Consider the following 25,860-nt stretch of genomic DNA (forward strand, 5'->3'; position numbering starts at 1 on the left):
CCCGTGCTGTTCGCTGGCGGCTGGTGTTCGCGCATATGGCCATCAAGACCTTAGAGGTGAGATAGTCTCACGCCCAACTCCCCGTTTACCCCTTGGAGCCTTGGTGTCTTGGTGGTGAATCAGTCCCCTCTTCTCCTTCGCGTCTTCGCGCCTTCGTGGCTAGCGTGTCTCCAGCGCGGCGGCGAGGCGGGCGGCTAGGATGCGGCCTATCTCGGCCAGCGGGCCGGGCTGGGTGATGTCCTTGTGCGAGCAGGCGATGTCGTGGCTCTCGATCTCGCCCGCCACGTAGGGCCGCCATGTCTCGGCGGTCAGCGCGTCATCGGCGGTCTCCACGGTGGCGCGGAAGAACAGCAGGTCGCCCGCGACACGCTGGTGGCGGTAGGCGCGCATGGCCCAGTTGGTATTGAGGTAGATCTGCTTGAGCCGCATGATCGTGGCCTCATCCAGGCTGGCCAGCGGGCTGCCATCCTGGCGCAGCACGCCGATCACGCTGCCGAACTCCATCGGCAGGTCGCCCAGCGCATCCAGGTCGTAGCCCGCCATGATCAGCAGGGCCTCCATGGCCTCGATCTCGTCGGAGACCGGCAGCCCGGCCATCAGGTCGGCGGGGTAGGCATCGATGATCGCCAGCAGGGCCAGCTCCTCGCCCTGGCGCTGGAGCTGGCGGGCCATGGCGTGGGCGATGATGCCGCCGGTGGACCAGCCGAGCAGGTGGTAGGGGCCGCTGGGCTGCACGGCGCGCAGCTGGGCGATGTAGTCGGCGGCCATCTCGTCCATGGATGCGGGCAGCGGCTCGTCGCAGGCCGCGCCCCTGGCCTGGATGCCGTAGACCGGGCGTCCAGCGCCCAGGCTGCGGGCCAGCCCCGAGTAGCACCAGCTCAGGCCGCCCGCCGGGTGCAGGCAGAACAGCGGCGGCTGGTCGCCCTTGGCGCGCAGGGGCAGCAGCACGCCCAGCGCGTCGGCTGCCGCGCCCGCGTCAAGCGAGGCGGCCAGGGCGGCGGGGGTGGGGGCCGCGAACAGGCTGCCGATGCTCAGGGCGGCCCCCAGCGCCTCGCGGGCGCGGCTGATCAGCTGCACGGCCAGCAGCGAGTGGCCGCCCAGGTCGAAGAAGCTGTCCTCCGCGCCGACCTCGGACAGGCCCAGCACCTCGGCGAAGATCTCGCAGAGCGCGGCCTCCTGCGGGGTGCGGGGCGGGCGACCGCCTACGCTGGCGGGGGCGTCGGGCGCGGGCAGGGCCTTGCGGTCCAGCTTGCCGTTGGGCGAGAGCGGCAGCGCGGCCACAGCCACGAAGGCCGAGGGCACCATATACTCGGGCAGCCGACCGGCCAGGTGGCGGCGCAGGCGCACGGGATCATACTCGGCCAGGGCGGTAGGCACCACATAGGCCACGATCCGCCGGTCGCCCGGCGCGTCCTCGCGCACCACCACGGCCACCTGGGCCACCTCGGGGCGCTGGGCCAGCTGGGCCTCGATCTCCTCCAGCTCGATGCGGAAGCCGCGAATCTTCACCTGGTGGTCGATCCGCCCAATATACTCGACCGCGCCGTCGTCGCGCCAGCGGGCCAGGTCGCCCGTGCGGTACATGCGCGCTCCGGCAGGGCCGAACGGGTCGGCCACGAAGCGCTCGGCAGTCAGCTCGGGGCGGTTCAGGTAGCCGCGCGCCAGCTGCACCCCAGCTAGGTACAGCTCGCCCGCCACGCCAACAGGCAGCGGCTGCATGTTGGCGTCTAGGATGCGCAGCTGGGTGTTCCACACAGGCCGACCGATGGGCACCGACGTGGCGGCATCGCCGGGGCGGCATGGCCAGTAGGTCACATCCACCGAGGCCTCGGTGGGGCCGTAGAGGTTGTGCAGCGGCACATCCAGCCGCGCGTAGAACTGGCCCACCAGCTCGGCGGGCAGCGCCTCTCCGCTGCAGATCACGCGGCGCAGGCCGGTGCAGCGGGCCGCGCTCGGCTCGTGGATGAAGACCTGGAGCATAGATGGCACGAAGTGGATGGTGGTGATCCGCTCGGCCTGGATCAGCTCGGCCAGATAGGCTGGGTCTTTGTGGCCGTCGGGGCGGGCCACCACCAGCGTCGCGCCCTCTAGCAGCGGCCAGAAGAACTCCCACACCGACACATCGAAGCTGGATGGGGTCTTCTGGAGCACGCGGTCATCCGCGCCCAGGCGGTACTCGGCCTGCATCCAGCGCAGCCGGTTGATGATGCCCGCATGCGGCACCACCACGCCCTTGGGGCGGCCCGTGGAGCCAGAGGTGTAGATCACATAGGCCGGGTGGTCGGGGCGCAGCGGCTCGGCCAGCTCGGCGGGGGCCAGGGCGTGCGCGGGGTAGCGGCGCAGCTCCTCGGCCAGCGAGGGCGTGTCGAGCACCAGCACGGGCGCGACCAGATCCTGCGGCAGCACCCCCACCACCGGCGCGAGGCTGAGCACGCAGGCCGGGGCCGCATCTTCCAGCATGAAGGCGATGCGGTCGAGCGGGTAGTCTGGGTCGATCGGCAGATAGGCCGCGCCCGCCTTGTGGATGGCATACAGCGCGGTGATCAGCTCCAGCGAGCGCGGCACCACCACCGCCACGATCCGCTCCGGCCCCGCGCCGTGGTCGATCAGCAGGCGGGCCAGGCGGCAGGCGGCGGCATCTAGCTCGGCGTAGGTGAGCTGCGCACCCTCGAACACCACGGCGGGCGCGTCGGGGCTGCGCGCCACCTGGGCCAGGAAGGCGCTGGGCAGCGTCTCGGGTGCGACGGGGTGCGCGGTGCGGTTCCAGGCCTCGATCTGGGCCAGCTCCTGGGCGGAGAGCAGCGGCAGCAGGCCGATGGGCGTGGATGGGCTGGCCGCCGCCGCCTCGATCAGGCGCAGCAGCCGCGCGGCCAGGGCCTGGGCGCTGGGCAGGCCGAACAGGTCGGCGCTGTACTCCAGAAAGCCCTCGATGCCTGCGGGCGAGCCGTCGGCGCTGCGCCGCTCGTCCAGATTCAGCAGCAGGTCGAACTTGGCCGCACCGATGTGCAGCGGGCGCATGCTGGCGCGCAGATCGGCCATGGCCAGCGGCGCGTCGGGCGCGCTCTGGAAGGCCAGCATCACCTGGAACAGCGGGTGGCGGGCCAGCGAGCGGGGCGGGTTCAGGGCCTCGACCAGCCGCTCGAAGGGCACATCCTGGTGGGCGTAGGCGGCCAGATCGGCCTCGCGCACGCGGTCGACCAGCGCGGCGAAGCTGGGGTTGCCCTCGGTGCGCGTGCGCAGCACCAGCGTGTTCACAAAGAAGCCGATCAGGCCGTCGAGCGCGCGCTCATCGCGGCCCGCCACGGGGCTGCCGATCGGGATGTCGCTGCCAGCGCCCAGGCGGGTGAGCAGCGCCGCCAGCGCGGCCTGGATGACCATAAACACGGTCGCGCCGCGCTCGCGGGCCAGGGCGGCCAGGCGGGCGTGCAGCGCGGGCGGGATGGCCAGCGGCACCGTCGCGCCGCGGTAGCTGGCCACGGCGGGGCGCGGTCGGTCGGTCGGCAGCTCCAGCTGGTCGGGTGCTCCCGCCAGCGCGCCGCGCCAGAAGGCCAGCTGGCGGGCGATCAGGCTCTCCGGGTCGGCGTCGTCGCCCAGCAGGCGGGCTTGCCAAGCGGCGTAGTCGGCGTACTGCACGGGCAGGGGCTGCCAGGCGGGCGCTCCCCCGGCCCGGCGGGCGGCGTAGGCCTGGGCCAGGTCGCGCGCCAGCGGGTCGAGCGACGCGCCGTCGCCAGCGATGTGGTGCAGCAGCAGCAGCAGCGCGTGCTCGCCAGGGCCGAGCGCGAACAGCGTGGCCCGCAGCGGCAGCTCGCTGGCTAGGTCGAAGCCGTGGCGCGCGGCCTCCAGCAGGGCCGCGTCCAGCGCGGCGGACTGGCATTCCACCAGGTGCAGCGGCAGCCGCGTGCGCTCGGGCAGGATGCGCTGGCGGGGCGCGCCCTGCTCGGCGGGGAAGACGGTGCGCAGGCTCTCGTGGCGGGCCAGCAGGTCGGCCAGGGCCTGCTCTAGGGCGGCGCGGTCGAGCGGGCCGGAGAGCCGCAGCACCAGCGGCAGGTTGTAGGTGGGGCTTGGCCCCTCCAGCTGGCCCAGGAACCACAGCCGCCGCTGGGCGAAGGAGAGCGGCGCATCCGCGCCGCGCGGCGCGGGCACCAGCGCGGGCCGCTGGGCGGCGGCGGCGCCTAGGCGGGCGGCCAGCCCGGCCACCGTGGGCCGCTCGAACAGCGCGCCGATGGCCACATCCACCCCCAGCGCCTCGCGCACGCGGGTGATCAGCCGCACCGCCAGCAGCGAGTGGCCGCCCAGGTCGAAGAAGCCCTCGTCGATGCCGACGGCGGGCAGGCCCAGCACCTCGGCGAACAGGCCGCACAGCGCGGCCTCCTGCGGGGTGCGCGGGGCGCGGCCAGCCGGGGCGGCGGGGGCCTCGGGGGCGGGCAGGGCCTTGCGGTCCAGCTTGCCGTTGGGCGTGAGCGGCAGCGCGCCCAGCGCCACAATAGCGGCGGGCACCATGGGCGCGGGCAGCGCTGCGGCCAGCGCCGCGCGCAGGGCGGCGGGGTCGGGCATGTGGCCCTGGCCCGCCACGTAGGCCACCAGCCGCCGCTCGCCCGGGGCATCCTCGCGCACCAGCGCCGCCGCCTGGGCCACGCCGGGCAGGCGGGCCAGCGCGGCCTCCACCTCGCCCAGCTCGATGCGGTGGCCGCGAATCTTCACCTGATCGTCGGTGCGGCCCAGGAAGGTGAGCGTGCCGCGCCCATCGGCGCGCACCAGATCGCCCGTGCGGTACATGCGCGATCCGGCGGGGCCGAACGGGTCGGCCACGAATCGCTCGGCGGTCAGCTCGGGGCGGTTCAGGTAGCCACGCGCCAGCCCCAAGCCCGCCAGGTGCAGCTCGCCCGCCACGCCGGGGGGCGCAAGCTGGCCCGCCGCATCCAGCACATAGGCCCGCGTGTTCCAGACCGGCTCGCCCAGCTGCGCGCCGTCGGCGTCGGCCCGCCAGATGTAGGCGTCCACGGTGGCCTCGGTGGGGCCGTAGTAGTTGTAGCTGGTCAGGCCCCCGATCTGCTGGAGCGCGTCCCAGAGCGGCGCGGGCAGGGCCTCGCCGCCCAGCACCACCAGTTTGGGGCGGTGGCGGCCCTGGCCAAACATGCCGTAGGCCAGCAGCTGCTGAAAGTGCGAGGGCGTGAAGTCGAGGTAGTCGATCTTCATCGCGGCCACGTAGGCGGCCAGCGCGGCGGGGTCGAGGTAGGTCTGCTCATCCAGCAGGTGCAGCTCGTTGCCCGCGAACATCCATAGAATCGGGTCCCACGCGGCGTCGAAGCTGAGCGCGGCGGTGTGGGCCACGCGCAGCCGCCCGCTCGCCATGGCCGGGGCGAAGCGCTCGTGCTGGTGGCAGCAGAATAGGTTGACCAGGCTGCGGTGCTCCACCACCACGCCCTTGGGCGCGCCCGTCGAGCCGGATGTGTAGATGATGTAGGCCGCGTCGTCGGGGCGGGGCGCGGGCGGGCGGATGCTCGGGTGGGCGCGCAGGGCGGCGGAAAGCTCCGCCGTGTCGAGCGCCAGCGTGGCCGCGCCGCCCGGCAGCGCGGGCGCGAGCTGGGCGGCGGTGAGCAGCAGGGCGGGCTTGGCGTCATTCAGCATGAAGGCCAGCCGCTCCGCCGGGTAGTCGGGGTTCAGCGGCAGGTAGGCCGCGCCCGCCTTCAGCGCGGCCAGCAGGGCCACGATGGCCCACGCGTTGCGCGGCAGCGCCACGGCCACCACCTGGCCGCGCCCCGCGCCCCGCGCGATCAGCTCGTGGGCCAGCCGGTTGGCCCGCTCATCGAGCTGCGCAAAGCTCAGGCGCTCCGGCCCGGCCACCAGCGCCAGCGCGTCGGGGCTGCGGTCGGCCTGGGCCTCGAACAAGGCTGGGATGGCCAGGGCGGGGATGGGATGCTCGGCCCTGGCCCACTGGGCCTCCAGCGCGGCCCGCTCCTCGGGCAGCAGCATGGGCAGGCCGCCAACCGTGGCCGCATCGCCTGCCGCCATATGCCCCAGCAGGGCCACAAAGCGGCGCAGGTGCGTCTCTAGCTCCTCGGGGCAGTACAGCGCGGGGTTGGCGTCCAGGTCGATCCGCAGGCCGTCGCCCCGGTCGTAGACCGCGATCGAGAGATCATCCACCGGCCCCGCCGAGAGGTTGTGGGCCTCGGCGATCACCTCGCCAAACGACAGCCGCTCCTGGAACGGCAGGATGTTAACCATCGGCCCGATCAGCCGCCCGCCGACCCGCCGCGTGTCGCGCAATATGTCCTCGTAGCGGTAGCGCTGGTGGCGGCGGGCGGCGCGCACCTGGCGCACCACCTGGCGCACGAGGTCGGCCACGGGCATGGCAGGCTGGACCGCCAGCCGCAGCGGCAGCACGTTCACCACCATGGCGGGCACCCGCAGCGCGGCGCTGCCCAGCCGGTTCATGCTGGGCAGGCCCAGCACCACATCCTGCGCGCCGGTCATGCGGTGCAGGTAGATCGCGGCGGCGGCCAGCACCAGCTCGGGCCAGCTGGCCTTGCAGCGCTCGGCGGCGGCGCGCAGGGCCAGGGCCGTGGGCCGGGGCAGCGCGGTGCTGCGCCGCGTGAAGCTGTGGGATGTCTCCGCCGCCCGCCCGGCCAGGGTCGCGGCCTCGGGCGCGTCGGCCAGCTGCTCGCGCCAGTAGGCCGCATCGCTGGCGAAATCGGGCGAGGCGCGGTAGGCCGCCTCCTCCTCGATCAGCGGGCGCAGCGGCGCAAACGCGCCCGCCTCGGCGGGCGTGCCAGCGGCCAGCGCGGCGTAGACCTCGGCGGCGCGGCGCTCGATCAGGGCCAGCCCGTAGCCGTCGATCACGGCGTGGTGGATGCGCTGGTACCACAGCAGGTGGTCGCGCCCCAGCCGGATGATCGCCTGGGCGAACAGCGGCCCGCGCCGCAGGTCGGTCGGGCTGGCCAGGTCGGCGCGCATCCAGTCCTCGGCGGCGGCGCGCGGGTCGGGCGCGTCGCTCAGATCGAGCATGTGCAGCGGCCAGGTTTCCCCCGCCGCAGGCGACTGGCGCAGCTCGCCGCCGCGCTCGGCAAGGCGCACGTGCAGCGCCTCGGCCTCGCCCACGGCCTGGCGGATGGCCCGCGCCAGCAGGGCATGGTCGACCGGCCCGCGCAGCTCTAGGTACTCGCCGGTGTTGTAGATCGGGTTGGCCGGGTCGAGCTGCTGGGCAAACCACACGCCCGACTGGGCGGCGAGCAGCGGAAGATCGGTATCCCACAGTTCACGCATGAGAAGACTCCCACAATATCTCGGCGCTATGAGGCGCTGCCCATAGCCTTCTGGATCTCATCCAGCACGATCAGCGAGGCCAGCGGGCCGCCACGGCTGCCCCAGATCTGGCCGGTGACCGCGACCACACGCCCGCCCTTCACCACGCCCAGCTGCTGGAACAGCGGGCTTTCCTTGGCCGCCGTCAGTGCGGCGTCGCCCTCGGCGTTCAGCGTGCCCACGAACAGCCAGTCGCCGTCGAGCTTGTCCAGCTCCTCCATGCTCAGCGGCTCGGAGTGCGAGAAGCCCTCGACGGTCTGCTGGAAGGCCGAGCGCTGCAGGCCCAGGTCGCGGGCCACCAGGCTAGAGAAGGCGTCGCGGGCCATGATGCCCGGGCCGGTGGCGTTCCAGCGCACAATGCTGATCAGGTCGGATGCGTGCTCGCCGAGCGCGGCCCGCACCTCTTTCACCCGCGCGTCGTAGCTGGCCAGGAAGGCCTCGGCCTGCGCATCCTGGTTCAGGGCGCTGGCGGTGCCACGGAAGGCGGTCTTCCAGTCGTCGGCCAGCTTGTAGGTGACGACCACCGGGGCGATCTTCTCCATCTGGGCCAGCTGATCGCTCAGCGCGTCGCTCAGGCTGCCAAACAGGATGATGTCGGGCTTGAGCGCGGCGATCTTCTCCAGCGATGGCTCGGCCAGGCTGCCGACCGACTCGATGCCCGCGACCTTGTCGCCTAGGTAGCTGGGCAGGCTCTGCTGGCCGCGCCCGTTGACCGAGCCGACGGGCTTGAGGCCGAGGGCCAGCGCGCCATCCAGATCCTGCTCGCTGATCGTGACGATCCGCTGCGGGCTGGTGGGCACCGCGACCTCGCGGCTAGCCGCGTCGGTGATGGTGCGGGTCGCGCTGGCCTCAGCCGTGGCAGCCGGGGCCTCGGTGGGCGCCGCCGTAGCGGCGGGAGCCTGGGTGGCGGCGGGGGCCTCGGTGGGCGCAGTGGCCGCCGGGGCCGACTGGCAGGATGCCAGCAGGGCGCTGGAGAGCGCAAGGGAGATGAGCAGTTTTCGCATGGGTCTTCACCTTTGTCTCAAAAAAACACCGTGGCGTCATCGCCATCATTCCCCTGCGCTGGGGAGGACAAGCCAACCTCTCTCTCGTCTCTCTCTGGTGTTCACCTGCCTTCGTCGTGCGCTCACCTGCCTTCGTCGTGCGCTCACCCGCCTTCGTTGTGCGTTTTCGCACCCATCCACCATGGTGGTGGCGCGTGTTTGGTGGGTGAATGCCCTGCGCGGGCGGCGCCTAGGGGCCAGCCCCTAGGAACCCCGCCAGGGGGTGTAACCCCCTTGGAACCCCCAATTTTGGGCGTTCCCGTGCTGTTCGCTGGCCGCTGGTGTTCGTGCATATGGCCATCAAGACGCTAGCGGCACCTTCGCCTCATGGGAAAGATGAGATGATGGGCCACTGCCCCCTCTTCCCGCTCGTCCCCTTCGTGCCTTCGTGGTATTCGTCCCCCAACCCTTGGAGTCTTGGTGGTAAAAATCGTCGTGCCTTCGCGTCTTCGCTGGCCCCTGGCCACTATTGTTCGTGCATATGACCATCAAAACATCAGCGGCACCTTCGCCGCATGGGAAAGATGAGATGAGGGCTACTGTTCTTCATTCCCTTGGTGCCTTGGAGTCTTGGTGGTAAAAATCGTCGTGCCTTCGCATCTTCGTGGTGAAGCAGTTCCTTCATTCCCTTGGTGCCTTGGAGTCTTGGTGGTAAGAAACGTCGTGCCTTCGCGTCTTCGTGGTGAAGCAGTTCCCTACGCCGTGGCCTGGGCCGAGATCAGCGACCAGAAGCCGGCCAGCGTCGGGCGCTCGGCCAGCTCGATGAACGAGATCTCTACCCCGGCGCGCCGCCACTGCTCCATCAGCGTCATGAGGCGGATGGAGTCGAGTCCCAGGTACATCAGGTTGTCGTCGTCGCCGATCTTGGCGGGCGACTCATCCAGCAGGTCGGCGATAGCCTGGCGCAGGCCCTCCAGGCTCAGCGCCTCGGCGGCGGGCGCGGGGGCCAGCGTGGCCAGCACGGCGTCGGTGGTGGCCACCACGGCGCAGCGGCGGGCCGCGTAGGCGATGGCCATCTGGTGATCCTCGGGGGTGAAGTCGGCCACGGCGTCGGCCACGAAGAACGGCTGAATGTCGCTCATAAACGCCTCGCAGGCCGTCATCAGGCAGCCGATGTGGGCGTAGATGCCGCAGATGATCAGCTGGTCGCGGCCCTGGGCGCGCAGCTGGGCCAGCAGGTCGGTGCGCTGGAACGCGCTGTAGCGCCACTTGGTCAGGTGGGTCTCGCCGGGGCGGGGGTGCAGCTCATCCACGATCCGCTGCGGCTGCTCGCCCGCCGCGATGCCGCCGCCCCAGAAATCCTGGAGCAGCCCGCGCTGGGCCAGGCTCTGGCCGCCCGGCTGGGCCGAGAAGAACACCGGCACGCCCTGGGCCGCGCAGGCCTCGCGCAGGCGGGCGATGTTGGCCAGCAGCTGCGGCACGGGCTGCTCGTCGCGCCGGAAGGCGTTCAGGAAGTGGTTCTGCATGTCGTGGATGAGCAGGGCGGCGCGCGACGGGTCGGCGGCCCAGGCCACCCTGTTGGGCGGCAGCTCGGCGGCGGAGGGCATAGGGTATGGAGCTATGGCGGGCAGTGCCATAGGGCAGTCCTTTCTATGGTGCTCTTCGCGATGCGGAAAACGGGCGGTGCGCTGGCTTCAGCGGTCGGTCAGCTGGGCGGTGCGGTCGGCGCGGCGGCGCGCTCGGCCAGCAGCCGCCGCAGGTCTTTCTTGCTGGTCTTGCCCACGCCGGTGGCGGGGAAGGACTCGACGAAGGCAAACTTGTCGGGCACCTTGAAGGCGGCCAGACCGCGCTCGCGCAGGAAGCGGCCCAGCTCGGCGGGGCGGGGCGGCTGCCCGCGCGTGATCACAAAGGCGCAGGTGCGCTCGCCCAGGAACGGGTCGGGCACCGAGACCACGGCCACATCGTGGATGGCCGGGTGGGCCAGCAGGTGGTTCTCCACCTCCTCGGCGGCGATCTTGTCGCCCCCACGGTTGATCTGGTCCTTGGCGCGGCCCTCGACCACCAGGTTGCCCTCGGGCGTGAGCTGCACGATGTCGCCGGTGCGGTAGAAGCCATCGGGCGTGAAGGCCTCGGCGTTGTGCGCATCGGCCTTGTAGTAGCCTCGGATGGTGTAGGGGCCGCGCGTCAGCAGGTGGCCCGCCGCGCCCTGGGGCACAGGCTGGCCCGCGTCATCCACCACCAGCACCTCGTCGGCGGGCGAGATCGGCCTGCCCTGGGTGGCCACGATCACATCCTCGGGGTCATCCAGCCGGGTGTAGTTCACCAGGCCCTCGGCCATGCCGAACACCTGCTGGAGCGTGCAGCCCAGCGTGGGGCGCACACGCCGCGCGGCCTCGTAGCTCAGCTTCGCGCCGCCCACCTGCAGCACCTGCAGGCTGGAGAGGTCGTGGCGGCTGCTGGGCGCGGCATCCAGCCAGACCATGGCCAGCGGCGGCACCAGCGCGGTGATCGTCACGCGCTCGCGCTCGATCAGCGGGAAGGCCACATCGGGGCTGGGGAAGGGCGACATGACCACGCGCCCGCCCGCGTAGAGCACGCCCAGCGTGCCCGGCGAGCTGAGCGTGAAGTTGTGGGCGGCGGGCAGCGCGCACAGGTAGGTGCTGCGCTCATCCAGCTGGCAGATCTCGGCGCTGCCGCGCAGGCTGTAGATGTACTCGTCGTGGGTGCGCGGGATGAGCTTGGGCAGGCCGGTGCTGCCGCCCGAGAGCTGGAAGAAGGCCATGTCGCCCGGCCCTGGCTCGGGCAGCGCCACAGGCGCGGCGCGCAGCGCATCCAGCGGCGTGAACGCGCCCGCGTCGCCCTGGGCCACCACCACGTGGCGCAGGCTGGGGGCCTGGGCCTGCACCTGGGCCGCCAGCGCGCGGTAGTCGAAGCCCGCGAAGCTCTGGGGGATGATGTAGGCCACGGCCTCGGTCAGCTGGCAGAAGTAGCCGATCTCGGCGCTGCGGTGGGCGGGCAGCGCGAACACCGGCAGCGCGCCCAGCCGGAACAGCGCGAAGATCACCTCGAACAGCTCGGCGATGTTTGGCAGCTGCACCACCACACGATCCTGCGGGCGGATGCCCAGGGCGTGGAAACCGGCGGCCAGCGCATCGGCCCGCGCATCCAGCTCGCGGTAGCTCCAGCGGCGCTCGCCACACACCAGCGCCTCGCGGTCGCCGTGGCGCTCGGCGCGCTCACGCAGCATCGCGCCAAACGTCTCGCCGCGCCAGTAGCCCTCGTCGAGGTAGCGCGCGGCCACATCCTCGGGCCACGGCACCACCCCCGGCAGCGGGGGCCATGCGCGCACCTGTCGCTCGCTCATAGATCCTTTGCCTCCTGGCCCAGGCCCATAGCCTGGAGCATGGTGCGAAACTTGGCGGATGTCTCGGCCAGCTCGGCCTCGGGGCGCGAGCCAGGCACGATCCCGCCGCCCGCAAACAGCCGGACGGCGCGCTCGGCCACCTCGGCGCAGCGCAGCGTCACCACCCACTCGCCATCGCCCTCGGCGTCGCACCAGCCGACCACGCCGCTGTAGAAGCCACGGTCGAACGGCTCGATGCTGCGGATGGCCTCGCGGGCCTGCGCGGTGGGCGTGCCGCACACCGCCGGGGTGGGGTGCAGCGCCAGCGCCAGCGTCAGCGAGCTGATCGCGGGGTCCAGCAGCTCGCCGGTGACGCGGGTGGAGAGGTGCCACATGGTGGGCGTGCTGATCAGCGACGGCTCGGCGGGCACATCCAGCGTGCGGCAAAACGGGCGCAGCGCGGCGGCCACCGCCTCCACCACCACCGCGTGCTCGCGGCGGTCCTTGGCCGAGGCCAGCAGCGCGGCGGCGCGGCGCTTGTCCTCGGCCTGGTCGGGGCTGCGCGCCGCCGACCCGGCCAGCGGGTTGGAGATGACCTGGGTGCCGCTGCGGGCCACCAGCAGCTCGGGGCTAGCGCCCACCATCGTGCAGCGCTGGCCACGCCCGCCGCCCGTCTCGGCGGCGAAGGTGTAGCTGCCGGGGTTGCGCTGGGCTAGGTTGCGCAGCAGCTGGTGCACATCCACAGCCTCGGGCGACTCCAGCTCCAGCGTGCGGGCCAGCACGATCTTGCGCACCTCGCCCGCCGCCATGATCGCCAGCGCACGCTCGACATTGCGCATATGCTCGGCTGGCTCGGGCACCGAGCGGGCGGCGTAGGATGTGAGCACCGGGCGCTGGGGCGCGTGCTCCAGCGGCAGCCGCAGCGGCCCGCCGCGCAGCACCTGGGCGGGAATGCGCAGCCGCGCCTGCTGGGCCGAGTCGAAGGGCACCGCGCCCACCGCCACCGGCGGCTCGCCCGCCAGCCCCAGCGCATTGCCCAGCGCGCTCGCCACCACATCGGGCAAGTTCAGCCCAGCGGGGCAGCGGATCTCGGCGCAGCTGCCCTGGGCCAGCATGGTGTGGCGGGCGGTCGAGAAGAAAAATGACTCGCCAGGCCTATACTCGTCAAGCAGCTCGGCGGCATAGACCGCCGGGGCCGCGTCGCATTCGTTTATCACAGGCGCACTCCTTCGCATTCAGCGTACAGACAAGGTACAGGCCAAGGATACCGCAGAAAGCGCGGGCTGCGGCTACAGGCAGCCCAACGTCGCCCCGCCATCCACCCGCAGGTCGTGCATGGTGATATGGCGCGCCCGCTCGGATGCCAGAAACACCACCGCCTCGGCCACATCCTCCGGCGCGGCGATCCGGCCCAGCGGGATGCCCACGCGGTAGGCCTCGGGCGCGCCCGCGATGGTGGCGGCGGCCCCGCGCTCGTCGCGCCAGAGCTGGCGCTGCATGGCCGTGTCGGTCGAGCCAGGCGACACCAGATTGCAGCGGATGCCGTGTACGGCCAGCTCCAGCCCCATGGTCTTCACCAGCATGGCCGTGGCGGCCTTGGATGCGGCGTAGGCGGCCATGCCCACCCGTGGCACGCTGGCCGCGTTCGAGCCAACCGTGACGATGCAGCCGCCGCCGCGCGCCAGCATGCGCCGCCCCACCGACTGCGACATGAACAGCACCCCGCTGGTGTTCACCGCGAAGGTCGCGTGCCAGTCGGCCTCGTCCACATCCAGCGCCGCGCCCATGCGCAGCACCCCGGCCACGTTGGCCAGCACGCCGATCGGCCCCAGCGCGGCCTCGGCCTCGGCCACGGCGGCCTCGGCGGCGCGGCGGTCGGCCACGTCGGCGGCCAGCGCCAGGGCGCGGTGCCCCTCGGCGCGCAGCGCGGCGGCCACGGCCTGCGCGCCCTCGGCCTGCCGGTCGAGCGCGGCCACGGCCATGCCCTCGCGGGCCAAGGCCCAGGCCACCGCCGCCCCGATCCCCTGCGCCGCGCCCGTCACCAGCGCCACCTGCTCAGAACCCATGGTCTGTTCTCTTCCTTACGCCATAGCCGCCCGCCTGGGATGCTTCGGCACAGCAAATTTCTGCGGTATCTATAGAGTACTGCACATAGGGCAAAAATTCATTATGTTAATATCTGCATCAAATCGGTATTAGACTATACTAATAACCACTATTTGTCAAGTTTTTTCTAGTTAAATTGTTTGTGTTTAAAACAAAGATCTGAGGCATTCCAATGCCATGTATGCCAGCACGCCGCCTTCTTGGATATGAAACCCAAAAAATAAAAAACGCCGCCCCGCATCCAGTTCAGGAGACAGGGCGGCGCAAAGACAAATCGGCAGATCTAGCCAAGCCCCAGCAGCCGGATGATGATCGGCGCGATCAGCGCCGTCACCGCGCCGTTCAGGCCCATGGCCAGGCCCGAGAACGCGCCCATCTCGGCGTGGATCTGGAAGGCCCGCGCCGTGCCCACGCCGTGGGCGGCCAGCCCCATCGCAAAGCCGCGCACCGGGTGCTCCTTCACGCCGATCAGGTTCAGCACCTCGTTCGCGATCGCCCCGCCTATGATGCCGGTGAGGATAACGAACACCGCCGTTAGGGCTGGCAGCCCACCGATCTGCTCGGCCACACCCATGGCTATGGGCGTCGTCACCGACTTGGGCGCGAACGACAGCACGGTGACGCTGGATGCGCCAAACAGCCGCGCGCACAGGCACGCTACCGCAATCGCCGAGGCCGAGCCGATCAGCAACGCGCCCACGATCGGCAGCATCAGCCGCCGCAGCATGGCGCGCTGCTCGTAGAGCGGTATGGCCAGCGCCACCGTGGCCGGGCCAAGCAGAAAGTGGATGAACTGCGCGCCGTCGAAGTAGGCCTTGTACTCGGTGTGGGTCAGCAGCAGCAGGCCCACCAGCATCAGGATCGAGGCGATCACCGGGTGGATGAGCGGGAAGCTGCGCGATCTGGCGTAGAGCCAGCTGGCGAACTGATACACCAGCAGCGTCACCGTCAGCCAGAACAGCGGGGCCTGGGCCAGATAGACCCACACGCCGGTCATGCGGTCGTTCATGCTACGCCTCCTCGCCCAGCGCGCCCGGCGTCAGCCAGCGCATCAGGAAACGCATGCTCAGCGCGGTGATCACGATCGTAACCACGGTGCTGACCACCAGGGTGAGCAGGATGGCCAGCCACTCGCGCTGCAGCAGCCCGAACTGCACCATGATGCCCACGCCCACGGGCACGTACAGCAGCGAGAGGTTCTGGATGAGGCCGCCCGCCGCGCGGGTGAGCGAGGCCGGGGCCGAGCCGCGCACAAACAGCGCCGCCACCAGCAGCAGCATGCCGATGACCGGGCCAGGTATGGGCAGGCCGAGCGTGCGGCTTATGACTTCGCCGAGCAGCTGGAAAATAAGCAGTGCCGTGATCGATTTGAGCATTGATTTTCGCCTTCTGATACAGCACGCGCCGTGGCGAACTGATATCGCCACGACGCGAGAAACAGCCATGGCACGCGCTTGCTGCGCCCGCCATAGATCAACAGGATGTCGCTGCTACTATACCAGATCTGCCCCGCGCAGGTGCCACATCTCGGGCCGCTGCGCTCTCAACACACAGGAGAGCTTTCACCACAAAGACACCAAAGAGTACAAAAAACCCATACCACGAAGACACGAAGGCACGACGTTTTTTACCACCAAGACACCAAGCACCACAAGAAAGGGCCAGAAGCCAGCCCCGCCCAGCCGACCCATGCGGCGAAGGTGCCGCTTGTGTTTTGATGGTCATATGCCCAAACACCAGCCACCAGTTTGCAGCACAGGAACACTCAAAATTGGAGGTTCCAAGGGGGTCACGCCGCTCAGCAGGTGTCACTTTCATGAGCGGGGCCTCTGGATGCGGTACATGCTGCAAACCCGCATGGCGGGCCATACAAACCATGCACATTGTGCCACCTCATGATCGGGACGAACCCTCCCACCGTTCCCATGCGGCGAAGGTGCTGCTGATGTTTTGCTGGCCATATGCACGAACATCAGCGGCCAGCATTCGGCATCGGAACGCTGCAAATTGGGGTTCCAAGGGGCATCGCCCCTGGCGGGGTTCCAAGGGCGCGGAGCCCTTGGTGCCGCCCGCACAGGGCATACACCACCATCTAAACACACCCACTATTCCACGAAGGCATACCCTGGCCAAATCAACGGCAACGCGCCGTTTCGTCAACAACGCCTCAGAAAACCATACAAAGTGACACCATGTGAGGGTCACACCCCCTGGCGGGGTTCCTAGGCGCTGGTCCCTCGGCGCCGCCCACGCAGGGCATCCACCCACCAAACACGCGCCACCGCTCATGGGAAAGAAGCCCAGCATCGATGAAAAAGTGACACCATGTGAGGGCGGGCACCCTCACATCCGCTGGCATCCACAGAAATACAAGAGCTACTATATTATTTCGTATTACAAAGAATCGTTGACAAACAAATCTTTCTATGATAGATTCCAGATCACCTAACCTGGCATGGAGGATATCTTGTCGCCCCTCAATCTCCTTAACCCAGAATCAGCCCTTCTTCTGATGCAGATCGTCAATCTTATGCTGCTGATTGCGATCATAGCGCTGATTCTCATGGCCTTCAAGCGCATGAGCGCCTGCAGGGCCGGAAGCTTCACCATGCTGCTCTGGTCGCTCTTGATCATCTTCGTACCAATCTTTGGCCCTCTGGCATTTCTTTTCACACACCCATCGGCGAGGGATATGGCCAACAGCTAGCTTTCCCACCCCTTTCATCCCAGATACCCACTAGCACTACAGCAAACCATATAGCTCACCCTACTGGCATAGAGAAGCGCCAGCGTGCGCTGCTGCTTCTCTACGCTGAATTTTGTACGATACGGCATATTTACGATTGATGCCGTGTTTTATCGCCATGCCAAAAAATTGCCTGTTGATCACTGTTGATGTATTCCATCAGCGCGGCAAGGGTTTCTTGCTGTACCTACCGAGGGATTGGGAGAAGACCATGGGTTTCAAGAAGACGTTCTTTATGCTTGTGGCGCTGATGTGTGCTCTTGCGCCATTCCAGGGCGCATACGCCGAGGGCGGCGAGGGCAGCTACCAGGAGGTGATCGACTCCTACGGCATGCAGGTGGTGCAGGCCGCGCCGCCCGGCATCACCCCGCTGCGGGTGCACAGCCCCGCCCAGCTGGCGGCGCTGGCCAAGGGCCTGGCGCGTGGGGCGCGCGGCAGCCACACGCGCTACGCCGAGCCAGCCACGCGCAAGCCCGGCGGCACGGTGGCCGCCACCAGCTATGGCCTGGTGACCCGCTCGTGCGCGGCGAACGCGGGCGCGGCCACCTTCAGCACCACCGCCGACATCAACGTGGGCTACAGCGGCTCGTTCCGCTGGATCGAGGCGGTCACCAACCTGCGCACTGGCCTCAGCGGCTTCACGCTCGGCCTCTCGATGACCGACGCCTACAGCTACTCGTACAACCAGACAGCCAGCGCGGTCTCGGTGGCGGGCGGGGCCAATGTGCACGCCTACATCCTGCTCGACACCGGCGCGACCACCGTGTACACCACGCCGGTCAGCTGCTCGTTCACCTACTCGCTGTACTAGGGCGATAGATGCGGCCTATGCCGCCCATAGCCACATCCCGCTAGCGCGCGCGCTCCGATCTGGGTACGCTTCTGTGCAGGAACCGTGACAGAACAGATCGGAGCGCGCGATGACCATCACCGGGCTAGACCACATCCAGATCGCCATGCCCGCCGGGGCCGAGGGTGCCGCCCGCGCCTTCTACGGCCAGCTGCTGGGCCTGCGCGAGATCGCCAAGCCCGAGGCGCTGCGCGGGCGCGGCGGCTGCTGGTTCGCGCTGCCAGGTGCGCAGCTGCACCTGGGCGTCGAGGCCGAGTTCGCGGCGGCCCGCAAGGCCCACCCCGCCTTCCTGGTAGCCGATCTGGCGGCGCTGGTGCGTCGGCTGGCCGAGGCGGGCGTGGCCACCACCCCCGACACAGCGGTGGCCGGGGTGCGCCGCTGCTACGCCAGCGACCCCTTCGGCAACCGCATCGAGCTCATCCAGCACGGCGACGGCTTCACGCAGCGCGGCGGCTAGTTAGGCCGCTGCCCAGGCCATGCGGCCAGCGCCACATCCACCAGTGCGTGTAGCTCGGCGGTGCTAGCCCCATCCACCGCCTGCACCGACATTCCCTCCACCACCGCGCTGTAGAAGCGCGCCAGCACCACCACGTTCACCTCGGCGGGCAGCTCACCCGTGGCCTTGGCCCGCTCAAGTTTGCTCAGCAGCATGCGGAACGAGACATCGCGCAGGTCGGCGGCGATCTGGCGGGCGGCCTCATTCTCGGCGGCGCAGTAGAGCGATGCGGTGGAGACCATGCAGCCGCGCGGGCGACCAGGGTGGGTGAATCGCTCGGCAATCATGTGCATGCTCTCCTTAAGCACGCTGTAGGCGGGGGTATCGTCATGTAGCGCGGCAGCCCAGCCGCCCATGCCCTGCTGGAAGTACTGCTGCAATGCCTCGCGGTAGAGCTGCTCTTTCGAGCCAAAGGCGGCGTAGAGCGTCGGTGCGGTCACGCCCATAGCGGCGGTGAGGTCGGAGATGGATGTGCCCTCGTAGCCGTGCGCCCAAAAGTGTATCATGGCCGCGCCGAGCGCGGCCTGCCGGTCGAAGGTTCGCGGTCGCCCGCGTGGTTTCTGTTCTGCCATTTGATTTATATAGCGATCACTAGAAAAATTTGACATTACCTCTGTTCTCGTGTATTGTATATTATATAGTGATCGTTAAAATAAATCAATAGCACAAGAGGAGCGACCATGGAGAGCAAACTAGCGGGCAAAACGACCCTTGTCACCGGCGCGAACTCGGGGGTGGGGCTGGCGCTCACGCGGCTGCTGCTGGCCGAGGGCGCGGATGTGATCGCGCTGATCCGATCCGAATTCCCCGCAGACGATGCCGCCATCACCCAGGCCCGCGAGCAGGGGCGACTGCGCATCTACCGCGCGGACTTTGCCGATTTTGACGCGCTCCGGCAGGCCCTGCGCGACATCCAGGCCCACGAGGCGAAGATCGACATCCTGTTTAACAACGCCGGGGTGGCGGTGCCGGGGATCGAGCACACGCCGCGCGGCCACGAGCGCCACTTCGAGACCAACGCCGTCGCGCCCTACATCATCGCCACCGAGCTGCGCCCGCTGCTGGACAAAGGCGAGCTAAAGACCATCATCAACACCTCATCCAACGCCCAGCTGTTCGTGCGCCGCTTCGACCTAGGCCTGATGGAGCACCCCACCACCTATCGACCGATCATCGGGCCATACGGCGCATCCAAGCTGGCGCTGTCGCTGTGGACGCAGGCGCTGGCCCCCGAGCTGCAGGCCGAGGGCATCGCCATCCGCAGCGTCTGCCCCGGCCCCAACCGCACCAAGATGAGCGCGGGCAAGAGCATACCCCTCCCGCTGCGGCTGCTGCGCAACATGCTGTTTGTCGAGCCAGAGGAGGGCGCGCGGCGCACCCTGGAGGCCGCCATCGGGCCGCACCGTGGCAAGGTCGGCATTTTTATCGATAATGGGAAGGCGAAGCAGGTGCGGTTCGGGCAGTACGGCGAGGCGGTGCTGCGGCGCATGCAGCAGATCTACCAGCGCGAGTTTGTGGCGGCCTGATGCTGAAACTAGGGCACCCAGCCCAGCTCGCCAAGCCAGCGGTGGAACGCGGCCTCGCCCTCGTACTGGTGGGCGACGCCGCCGCGCTCGCGGAATAGGGCAGGCTCGCGCTCGCCATCCTCGATCAGCAGGCTGCTGCGGTAGCCGATGCCCCCTCCCAGCTGGGCGAAGGCGCGGTCCCACAGCAGCTCCTTGCGCAGGTGGCCGTAGTCGGCGGTGTTGAGGATCACATCGAAGATCTGGTCGAGCTGGAAGGTGGGCACAATAATACTGGTGAAGATGTCCATGTTCGCCGTCACCAGGGCCGTGCGGCGGCCCTGGGCGCGCTGGGCGCAGGCGAAGCCCCACACCGCCGGGTTGAAGCCGATCTCGACGCAGCCGCGCTCCATGGCCGCCACGATCTCGCGCTGGGGCAGATCGACATGGTGCCCAACGATCAAGGCGATGTCGGCCAGCCGCAGGTCGCCGCGCATCCAGCCCTCGACCACCAGCTGGCTGCCAAACACATGGCGCTGGATCACCTCGCGCCACTCGGGGCAGCCAGTCGGCCCCGTGCGAAAGTAGTGGTCGGACGAGAGCGTGAAGCCAAAGTCGAAGACCACACAGCGGATGCGCCGCAGATCGAGCGTCTCCATAGCCACTCCCTAGCCGCGCAGCACCCCGATGGCCTGGCGGATCTCGCCCAGGTGGTAGGCGGTGTGCACCAGCATGGCCACCGCGCCGCCCACCGCGTCGTCGTTCCAGTCCGATATGCGGGAGAACAGGGCGCGGGTGCGGGCGTAGGCCGAGCGCAGATCCTCGCGCAGGGCGTCCCACTCCTCCGCTGTGGCGGTGGTCTGCGTCCAGCTGATCGTCCAGTCCACATCGGTCGGCTTGCGGCCCTGGGTGTACTCGGACAGCACATCGAGGTAGTAGCACACATGGCGCACCTGCGCGGCCAGGCTGGCACAGCGCGATGAGATCGGGCGCGAGGCCTCCTCCGCCGTCACATCGGCCAGGGTCTCGCCCAGCGAGGTGCCGCGATCTAGGTAGATGCCGGTCACCTTCTCAAACGTCTCCTCCAGCACGATCTGCAGCGTGTCGGTCAGGAATTTGGTCTGCATCATCTCGGCCATCGTTCCCTCCTGGTGGCGTTTGGCGCTATTAAACATTTGCTCGGCGCGCCTATCGTACCAGAGATCGTGAGGCCGCGCTACCCATCAAACGAACGAATTTGCTACCTTCTCGGACCTAGCATACGGCGGATGCTCGGTCGCGGGCGGGCATTGAGCTGCGTGGGCGCTGCAGCATCGGCACGGGCGACCGCCAGCGTGGTGGCCATGGCCCCAGGCACCGCACCCAGCCCTACGCCTAGCAGCGCACCACACGCCAGCAGCGCGGGCGCACCGGCGGGCAGCAGCCACAGCGTGGCGAAGCCCATGGGCAGCGTCAGCGCGCCGCACGCGGCGTGCGCGGCCAGCCAGCCCGGCAGCGCCGCGCGGTCGACCAAGCGCCACATCTGAGCGCCCACGGCAAGCCCGGCCAGCAGCCCCAGCCCGGCCAGCAGCCCCAGGCCCAGCGCCGATGACCGCAGCAGGGCGACGATTGTGGGCATAGAGAAGGCCAGCGCGCCCGGCAGTATCAGCGCCCCCGCGATGATGGCGTTGAAAAATCGCTGCAGCGTCGCAAGTGAACGGGGGCCGAAGAGCTTGCGCTGCACCAGCACCATAAGCTAGGGTAGGCCAACGCCCAGCGCCACAAATACCACCAGATAGCCAACCGAGCGCATGCCATCCACACGTCGATAGAAAATGCCCAGCAGCGAGCTGCCTAGCGCACAGCCCAGCCGAGCAGCCACAGCAAAAGCGCGCGTCGTTCCATATGGATCCTACACCGCCAAAATTAATACGCCGTCCGCCTAGTCTCGACAATCTTCCCCGTCTCGGCATCCACGCGGTAGGAGATAGAGACGCCCCGTCCGATGTAGGAGACCGACCACGTCGTATCCACGCCGGTCATCTGCTTTGTCCACGAGTTGATATACAGCAGCGTTTGGATATTGGTGATCTGGGAAGCCTGGATCTCGCGCTGCGCCTCGGGCCACGTGATAGCGATCACCTCCCGCGGGCCGAACTGCACGCGCTGAAGCCGAGCTGCCGCATCGGCGGGCAGCGCATCCGAGCTGCCGCCCTCGTCACCCCACCAGCGGATGCTGCGGCTGCGATCCTGTATCTCAAAGATTTTGTTGCCATACATCCCAGGCGCTACTTTTGACTCTTGGGGATCTTGCGCCGAAATGGTGAACTCCAGATCGTAGGGGCCATCCTCGGTCATCGCGGTGGGGGCGCTGGGGGATGCCGAGATCGACTCGACCTGGTAGCCCGCGCCAGCGCTGGCGGCCTGCTGCTGGGCCAGGGCGCGCAGCTCGGGCCACGTGAGCGGCTGGCACGCGACGAAGTGGCAGCGCTCGGCGGCCACGCCCGCGCAGGCCCCGGCCAGCAGCGCCACGGCGGCGCTCGCCGCCAGCCAGCCCTGGCGAGGGCGGGCGTAGCGCTCGGCGGTCTGGGCTGCCTCCGCCTCTTGCTGCTGGGGCAGATCACGCATCGCAAGGCCCAGCACGGCCCCCGGCAGCAGCCCCCAGCCCAGCCCGAAGATCGCCCCGGCCAGCAACGCGCTGGGCATCGCGACCCAGTAGAACCCAGGGCGGGCCAGCGCCACCACCAGCAGCACGCTCAGCGCCACGCCGCCGCCCATGGCCAGCATCCACTGCCGCCAGCGCCCGCGCAGCACCGGCCAGAGCCTGTGCAGTATGCCGCCCGCCAGCAGCGCGCTCACCAGCACGGTACACAGCACCCCCGACAGCAGCAAGAGAGGAGTGCCAAACGATGGAAACTGGCTGAGTCCGCGGTAGCCCATGCTCATAAGCAGGAGCAGCACCCACATAGACTCAAACAGATAGCGCGCCACCAGCCACACCAGGGCGCGGTCGCCGCCCAGACGCAGGGCCAGATGTGGGGCCACAACCCACAGCGCAAGAAACAGCGCAAGGCCCGCCAGCATGATCGCTGGGGATCCGATGCTGGCAACCACGCCACCTATAAGCCCACAAATAATCGCCGTAGCAAGCCACACAAGCCAGATCGCCCACGCACGCGCATTCATCGTTACACACATTTCTACAAAAAAACATCGCTCTGTAGAGATGGATACGCGCATCCAGGGGTAATGTTTCGCCCAGCGAGCGAGAAAAATGGTACCATACCACCGCAGCCAAGCGCACAGCAAAGGAGCAGCTATGGAACATCCGATTGACACCATCACCGTCCGCGCCAGCGCCAGCGAGGAGGTCTACGCCGACCGCGCCGACCTGCTGGTGTCGGTGCGCGGCTCCTCGCTCGTCACCGGCGGGGCGGCGCTCACCAAGGCCCAGGAGGTGCGCCAGCTGGTGCAGGATCTGGCCCGCGTGGGTCTGCCCGAGCAGGCGGTGACGCTGCGCTCGGTCACGGCGGAGACATCCAGCAGCGTGATCGGCAAAAGCTCGTCGGCCAACTACCAGCTGCGCGTGCGCACCCCGCTGGACAACCTAGCCAATGTGCTGGGCGCGATCACCGCGCAGAAAAACGCCCAGATCATCGCCACCACCTGGCTCTACGCCGACCTCGACGCGGTGCAGGATGGCCTGCTGCGCCAGGGCCTAGCCCGCGCCCGCGCCAAGGCCGAGCTGATCGCCCAGAGCCTGGGCAGCGCGCTCGACCGCGTGCACACCGCCACCGAGTCGCTGCTCGACCACGAGGAGGGGCGGCCCTTCTACCCCCAGGCGGCGATGGCGAAGGCTCCCCGCACACGCTCGCTCACATCCGAAGATCTGGGCATGGATGTGACCCACGCCAAGCGCATCACCGCCGAGGTCGAGGTGGTCTACCGCATCCGGCCCGCCTAGAGCATGCGGATCAGCTCGTGCTGGCCCGCGCCCAGCAGGTAGCAGGCCACAAACCGCGCCGGCTCGTCGCCAAGGTTGTCGAAGTGGGGCACCGGCGTGTCGGCAGGCTCGTAGAAGGCGTCGCCCGGGCCAAGCACCTGGGCTGGCTGGCCCTCGACCTGCACGCGGATGCTGCCCGCCAGCACACAGCCCACCACCGGGCAGGGGTGCAGGTGCAGCCCCGCCGCCTGGCGCGGCGCGAGCGTCACCTCCACCACCTCCACCCGCTCGACCGCGCGCTCCTCGGCCAGGGCCGCCGTCAGCAGGTGCTGGCGGGCGCTACGCTGCGTTGTATCGCTCTCCATGATCGATCTCCTCACTATGCTCGGTTGACACGCCCAGTCTAGCCATGTATTCTGCGCGCATCAATCGCCAAGATCCGAAGCGATCCTTTGAGAAAGTCGAACGATGCCGCGACATCGCACCAACCTCGACCTTGAGGCGCTGCGCAGCTTTGTGATGGGGGTGGAGCTGGGCAGCTTCGCCATGGCCGCCGAGCGCCTGTCCCGCTCGCCCTCCACCCTCAGCGGGCACCTGCGCAGGCTGGAGCAGCAGGCGGGCGCGCCGCTGTTCGAGCGCGCTGGGCGCGGCCTGGCGCTCACCGCGCAGGGCGAGGCGCTGCTGGGCTACGCCCGCCGCATGCTGGCCCTGAACGACGAGGCGCTGGACGCCCTGCGCGGCGCAGATCTGCGCGGCGGCGTGCGGCTAGGCGTGCAGGAGGACTTCGCCGAGGGGCTGCTGGCCGAGGTGCTGGCCCGCTTCGGACGCACCCACAGCGGCGTGCGGCTAGAGGTGCGCGTGGCCCGCAACGCCGACCTGGCGGCGCGGCTGGCCGCTGGCCAGCTCGACCTGGCCCTGCTGTGGGGCCAGCCGCCCGATACCGCCCAGGTGCTGCGCGAGCTGCCCATGGCCTGGATCGTGGGCGAGCGCGCCACGCCGCCGCCGGGCGATGCGCCGCTGCCGCTGGCCCTGTTCGACACACCCTGCCAGTTTCGCACAGCGGCCACCGCCGCGCTGGATAGCCACGGCCTAGCCTGGCGGGCCGCGCTCACCAGCCCCAGCCTCGCGGGCCTGTGGGCGGCCACGGCGGCGGGCATCGGCATCACCGCGCGCACGCGGCTGGGCCTGCCCGCCGGGGTGCGCGCGCTGGCCCCCGGCGAGCGCGGCCTGCCCGCGCTGCCGCGCATCGCGCTGGCGCTGCGCACGGCCGAGGATCGCCCGCCGCCCGCCGTCGCCCGCCTAGCCAGCATCCTGCGCGAGTCGGCCTCGCAGTGGTAGAAAGTACACTTATGTCGATATACATCGCCCGCCTGCGCATCGGCATCATCGCCATGGCGCTCGCCGCCTGCACCCAGCCGCAGGCCGCAGCCCCCACGACCATACCCGCCGCCCCAACGCCCGCCCCAACGGCCACGACCGTACCTACCACAGCCCCAACGCCCGCGCCCACACCCGCGCCCGACCTTGCCAGCCCATTCGCAGGCGCAGATGGCGCATTCACGCTCTACAGCACCCGCGACGGCAGCTACACCCGCCACAACCCGCAGCGCAGCGCCCAGCAGTTCCTGCCCGCGTCCACCTTCAAGATCCTCAACTCGCTGATCGCCCTAGAGACCGGCGTGATCACCGACGAGAGCACCATCATCACCTGGGATGGCACACGCTACCACAACCAGGACTGGAACCAGGATCACACCCTCGCGTCGGCCTTCAAAAACTCGGTGGTGTGGTACTACCAAGAGGTGGCGCGGCGCATAGGCGAGCGGCGCATGCGGCAGTATGTCGAGGCGGCGGGCTACGGCAACCAGAACATCGGCGGGAAGATCGACCGCTTCTGGCTCGATGGCGACCTGCGGATCTCGGCGGATGAGCAGGTGGCGTTCCTGCGGCGGCCCTACGACGAGGATCTGCCCTTCTCCACGCGCTCGATCCAGATCGTAAAGTCGATCATGCGGCAGCGCCAGACCGCCGACTACACCCTCTCGGGCAAGACCGGCACCGCCGTGTGGGGCGATCAGCGCATGGCGTGGTTCGTGGGCTACCTAGAGACCCAGGGCGGCACCTACATCTTCGCGCTGAACATGGAAGACCCCGCCGCAGCCGAGCCGCTCACATCCGAGCGCGCCCGCAGCACCGCGCTCGCGCTGCTCTACCGCCTCGGACTGCTGCCCTCGCCCGATCCAGACAATAGCTAATACCACCAAGGCTCCAAGGCTCCAAGATTCGGAAGAGGACGAATACCACGAAGGCGCAAAGGAAACGGATAGGGAGAGGGAAGAGGGATCAGGGAAGAGCTGGCTTCCCATCCAAGCATTTCCATGCGGCGAAGGTGTCGCTGATGTTTTGATGGCCCTATGCACGAACACTAGCGGCCAGCATTGGGCGTCGGAACGCTTCAAATTCGGGTTCCAAGGGGACATGCCCTCAACAGGTGTCACTTTTGTGGCGAGGTGGACAGAACGCGCAAAACGGGTATGCTTTGCGTGCCAACCCAAACCATACCCTATGGAGTCGTTATGCCCCCCTCGCCCCGCTATCATACCATCATGG

General features: G+C 69.0%; 21 protein-coding genes. 7 read left to right on the plus strand and 14 right to left on the minus strand.

Features of this window, described 5'->3' with window-relative positions:
• Nucleotides 1-159: 159 nt before the first annotated feature.
• The 8 genes from F8S13_12830 to F8S13_12865 all read right to left on the minus strand — a co-directional run bounded on the left by F8S13_12830 (nucleotide 160) and on the right by F8S13_12865 (nucleotide 15,110).
• Complete coding sequence (locus tag F8S13_12830) at nucleotides 160-7,263, minus strand: amino acid adenylation domain-containing protein (GenBank protein KAB8143113.1); 7,104 nt, start codon at nucleotides 7,261-7,263, stop codon at nucleotides 160-162.
• Nucleotides 7,264-7,289: 26 nt separating this feature from the next.
• Entirely contained in the window at nucleotides 7,290-8,306 is a 1,017-nt protein-coding gene (locus F8S13_12835; protein KAB8143114.1) for an iron-siderophore ABC transporter substrate-binding protein, read from the minus strand.
• Nucleotides 8,307-9,040: 734 nt separating this feature from the next.
• Nucleotides 9,041-9,922, minus strand: a complete 882-nt coding sequence (locus F8S13_12840; protein ID KAB8143115.1) for an isochorismatase family protein — start codon at nucleotides 9,920-9,922, stop codon at nucleotides 9,041-9,043.
• Between the two features lie 68 nt (nucleotides 9,923-9,990).
• Nucleotides 9,991-11,649 (minus strand): (2,3-dihydroxybenzoyl)adenylate synthase, encoded by a 1,659-nt coding sequence (locus F8S13_12845; GenBank protein KAB8143116.1) that lies wholly within the window; start codon nucleotides 11,647-11,649, stop codon nucleotides 9,991-9,993.
• Nucleotides 11,646-12,863, minus strand: coding sequence for an isochorismate synthase DhbC (gene dhbC, locus F8S13_12850; protein ID KAB8143117.1), 1,218 nt, complete (start codon nucleotides 12,861-12,863; stop codon nucleotides 11,646-11,648). Before dhbC ends, F8S13_12845 begins: the two co-directional genes overlap by 4 nt.
• Nucleotides 12,864-12,917: 54 nt before the next feature.
• The gene (locus F8S13_12855) at nucleotides 12,918-13,694 is read right to left on the minus strand and encodes a 2,3-dihydro-2,3-dihydroxybenzoate dehydrogenase (GenBank protein KAB8143118.1); all 777 of its coding nucleotides are present in this window, start codon (nucleotides 13,692-13,694) and stop codon (nucleotides 12,918-12,920) included.
• A 323-nt stretch (nucleotides 13,695-14,017) separates the two neighbouring features.
• Complete coding sequence (locus F8S13_12860; GenBank protein ID KAB8143119.1) at nucleotides 14,018-14,743, minus strand: LrgB family protein; 726 nt, start codon at nucleotides 14,741-14,743, stop codon at nucleotides 14,018-14,020.
• A 1-nt stretch (nucleotide 14,744) separates the two neighbouring features.
• On the minus strand, nucleotides 14,745-15,110 hold the full coding sequence (locus F8S13_12865; GenBank protein ID KAB8143120.1) for a CidA/LrgA family protein: 366 nt from the start codon (nucleotides 15,108-15,110) through the stop codon (nucleotides 14,745-14,747).
• A 1,079-nt stretch (nucleotides 15,111-16,189) separates the two neighbouring features.
• On the opposite strand from F8S13_12865, the gene F8S13_12870 reads away from it, so the two are divergent.
• From F8S13_12870 to F8S13_12880, 3 genes are all read left to right on the plus strand, one after another.
• Nucleotides 16,190-16,441: a hypothetical protein gene (locus tag F8S13_12870; GenBank protein KAB8143121.1), complete on the plus strand. Its 252-nt coding sequence runs from the start codon at nucleotides 16,190-16,192 to the stop codon at nucleotides 16,439-16,441.
• Between the two features lie 250 nt (nucleotides 16,442-16,691).
• Nucleotides 16,692-17,291 carry a hypothetical protein gene (locus F8S13_12875; protein KAB8143122.1) on the plus strand — a complete coding sequence of 200 codons (600 nt, stop codon included), beginning with the start codon at nucleotides 16,692-16,694 and terminating at the stop codon, nucleotides 17,289-17,291.
• 109 nt (nucleotides 17,292-17,400) lie between these two features.
• Nucleotides 17,401-17,787, plus strand: coding sequence for a glyoxalase (locus tag F8S13_12880; protein KAB8143123.1), 387 nt, complete (start codon nucleotides 17,401-17,403; stop codon nucleotides 17,785-17,787).
• Here the strand turns inward: F8S13_12880 and F8S13_12885 are convergent.
• Nucleotides 17,784-18,398 (minus strand): TetR/AcrR family transcriptional regulator, encoded by a 615-nt coding sequence (locus F8S13_12885; GenBank protein ID KAB8143124.1) that lies wholly within the window; start codon nucleotides 18,396-18,398, stop codon nucleotides 17,784-17,786. The two genes, F8S13_12880 and F8S13_12885, sit on opposite strands and share 4 nt — an antisense overlap.
• 108 nt (nucleotides 18,399-18,506) lie before the next feature.
• On the opposite strand from F8S13_12885, the gene F8S13_12890 reads away from it, so the two are divergent.
• Complete coding sequence (locus tag F8S13_12890; GenBank protein ID KAB8143125.1) at nucleotides 18,507-19,352, plus strand: SDR family NAD(P)-dependent oxidoreductase; 846 nt, start codon at nucleotides 18,507-18,509, stop codon at nucleotides 19,350-19,352.
• Between the two features lie 8 nt (nucleotides 19,353-19,360).
• Here the strand turns inward: F8S13_12890 and F8S13_12895 are convergent, their stop codons facing one another.
• From F8S13_12895 to F8S13_12910, 4 genes are all read right to left on the minus strand, one after another.
• The gene (locus tag F8S13_12895) at nucleotides 19,361-19,987 is read right to left on the minus strand and encodes a hypothetical protein (protein KAB8143126.1); all 627 of its coding nucleotides are present in this window, start codon (nucleotides 19,985-19,987) and stop codon (nucleotides 19,361-19,363) included.
• A gap of 9 nt (nucleotides 19,988-19,996) precedes the next feature.
• Entirely contained in the window at nucleotides 19,997-20,467 is a 471-nt protein-coding gene (locus F8S13_12900; protein KAB8143127.1) for a DinB family protein, read from the minus strand.
• Nucleotides 20,468-20,568: 101 nt separating this feature from the next.
• Complete coding sequence (locus F8S13_12905) at nucleotides 20,569-21,051, minus strand: hypothetical protein (protein ID KAB8143128.1); 483 nt, start codon at nucleotides 21,049-21,051, stop codon at nucleotides 20,569-20,571.
• A gap of 182 nt (nucleotides 21,052-21,233) precedes the next feature.
• The gene (locus F8S13_12910; protein KAB8143129.1) at nucleotides 21,234-22,391 is read right to left on the minus strand and encodes an MFS transporter; all 1,158 of its coding nucleotides are present in this window, start codon (nucleotides 22,389-22,391) and stop codon (nucleotides 21,234-21,236) included.
• A 190-nt stretch (nucleotides 22,392-22,581) separates the two neighbouring features.
• On the opposite strand from F8S13_12910, the gene F8S13_12915 reads away from it, so the two are divergent.
• Nucleotides 22,582-23,271: an SIMPL domain-containing protein gene (locus F8S13_12915; GenBank protein ID KAB8143130.1), complete on the plus strand. Its 690-nt coding sequence runs from the start codon at nucleotides 22,582-22,584 to the stop codon at nucleotides 23,269-23,271.
• Here F8S13_12915 and F8S13_12920 read toward each other — a convergent pair.
• Complete coding sequence (locus F8S13_12920) at nucleotides 23,268-23,615, minus strand: cupin domain-containing protein (GenBank protein ID KAB8143131.1); 348 nt, start codon at nucleotides 23,613-23,615, stop codon at nucleotides 23,268-23,270. The genes F8S13_12915 and F8S13_12920 overlap by 4 nt on opposite strands.
• A 103-nt stretch (nucleotides 23,616-23,718) precedes the next feature.
• On the opposite strand from F8S13_12920, the gene F8S13_12925 reads away from it, so the two are divergent.
• Entirely contained in the window at nucleotides 23,719-24,588 is an 870-nt protein-coding gene (locus F8S13_12925; protein KAB8143132.1) for a LysR family transcriptional regulator, read from the plus strand.
• Between the two features lie 11 nt (nucleotides 24,589-24,599).
• Entirely contained in the window at nucleotides 24,600-25,505 is a 906-nt protein-coding gene (gene blaOXA / locus F8S13_12930; protein ID KAB8143133.1) for a class D beta-lactamase, read from the plus strand.
• The last annotated feature ends 355 nt before the right edge of the window (nucleotides 25,506-25,860 follow it).

This window comes from Chloroflexia bacterium SDU3-3 (genome assembly GCA_009268125.1).
In the GTDB taxonomy this organism is placed as follows: Bacteria; Chloroflexota; Chloroflexia; order Chloroflexales; family Roseiflexaceae; genus SDU3-3.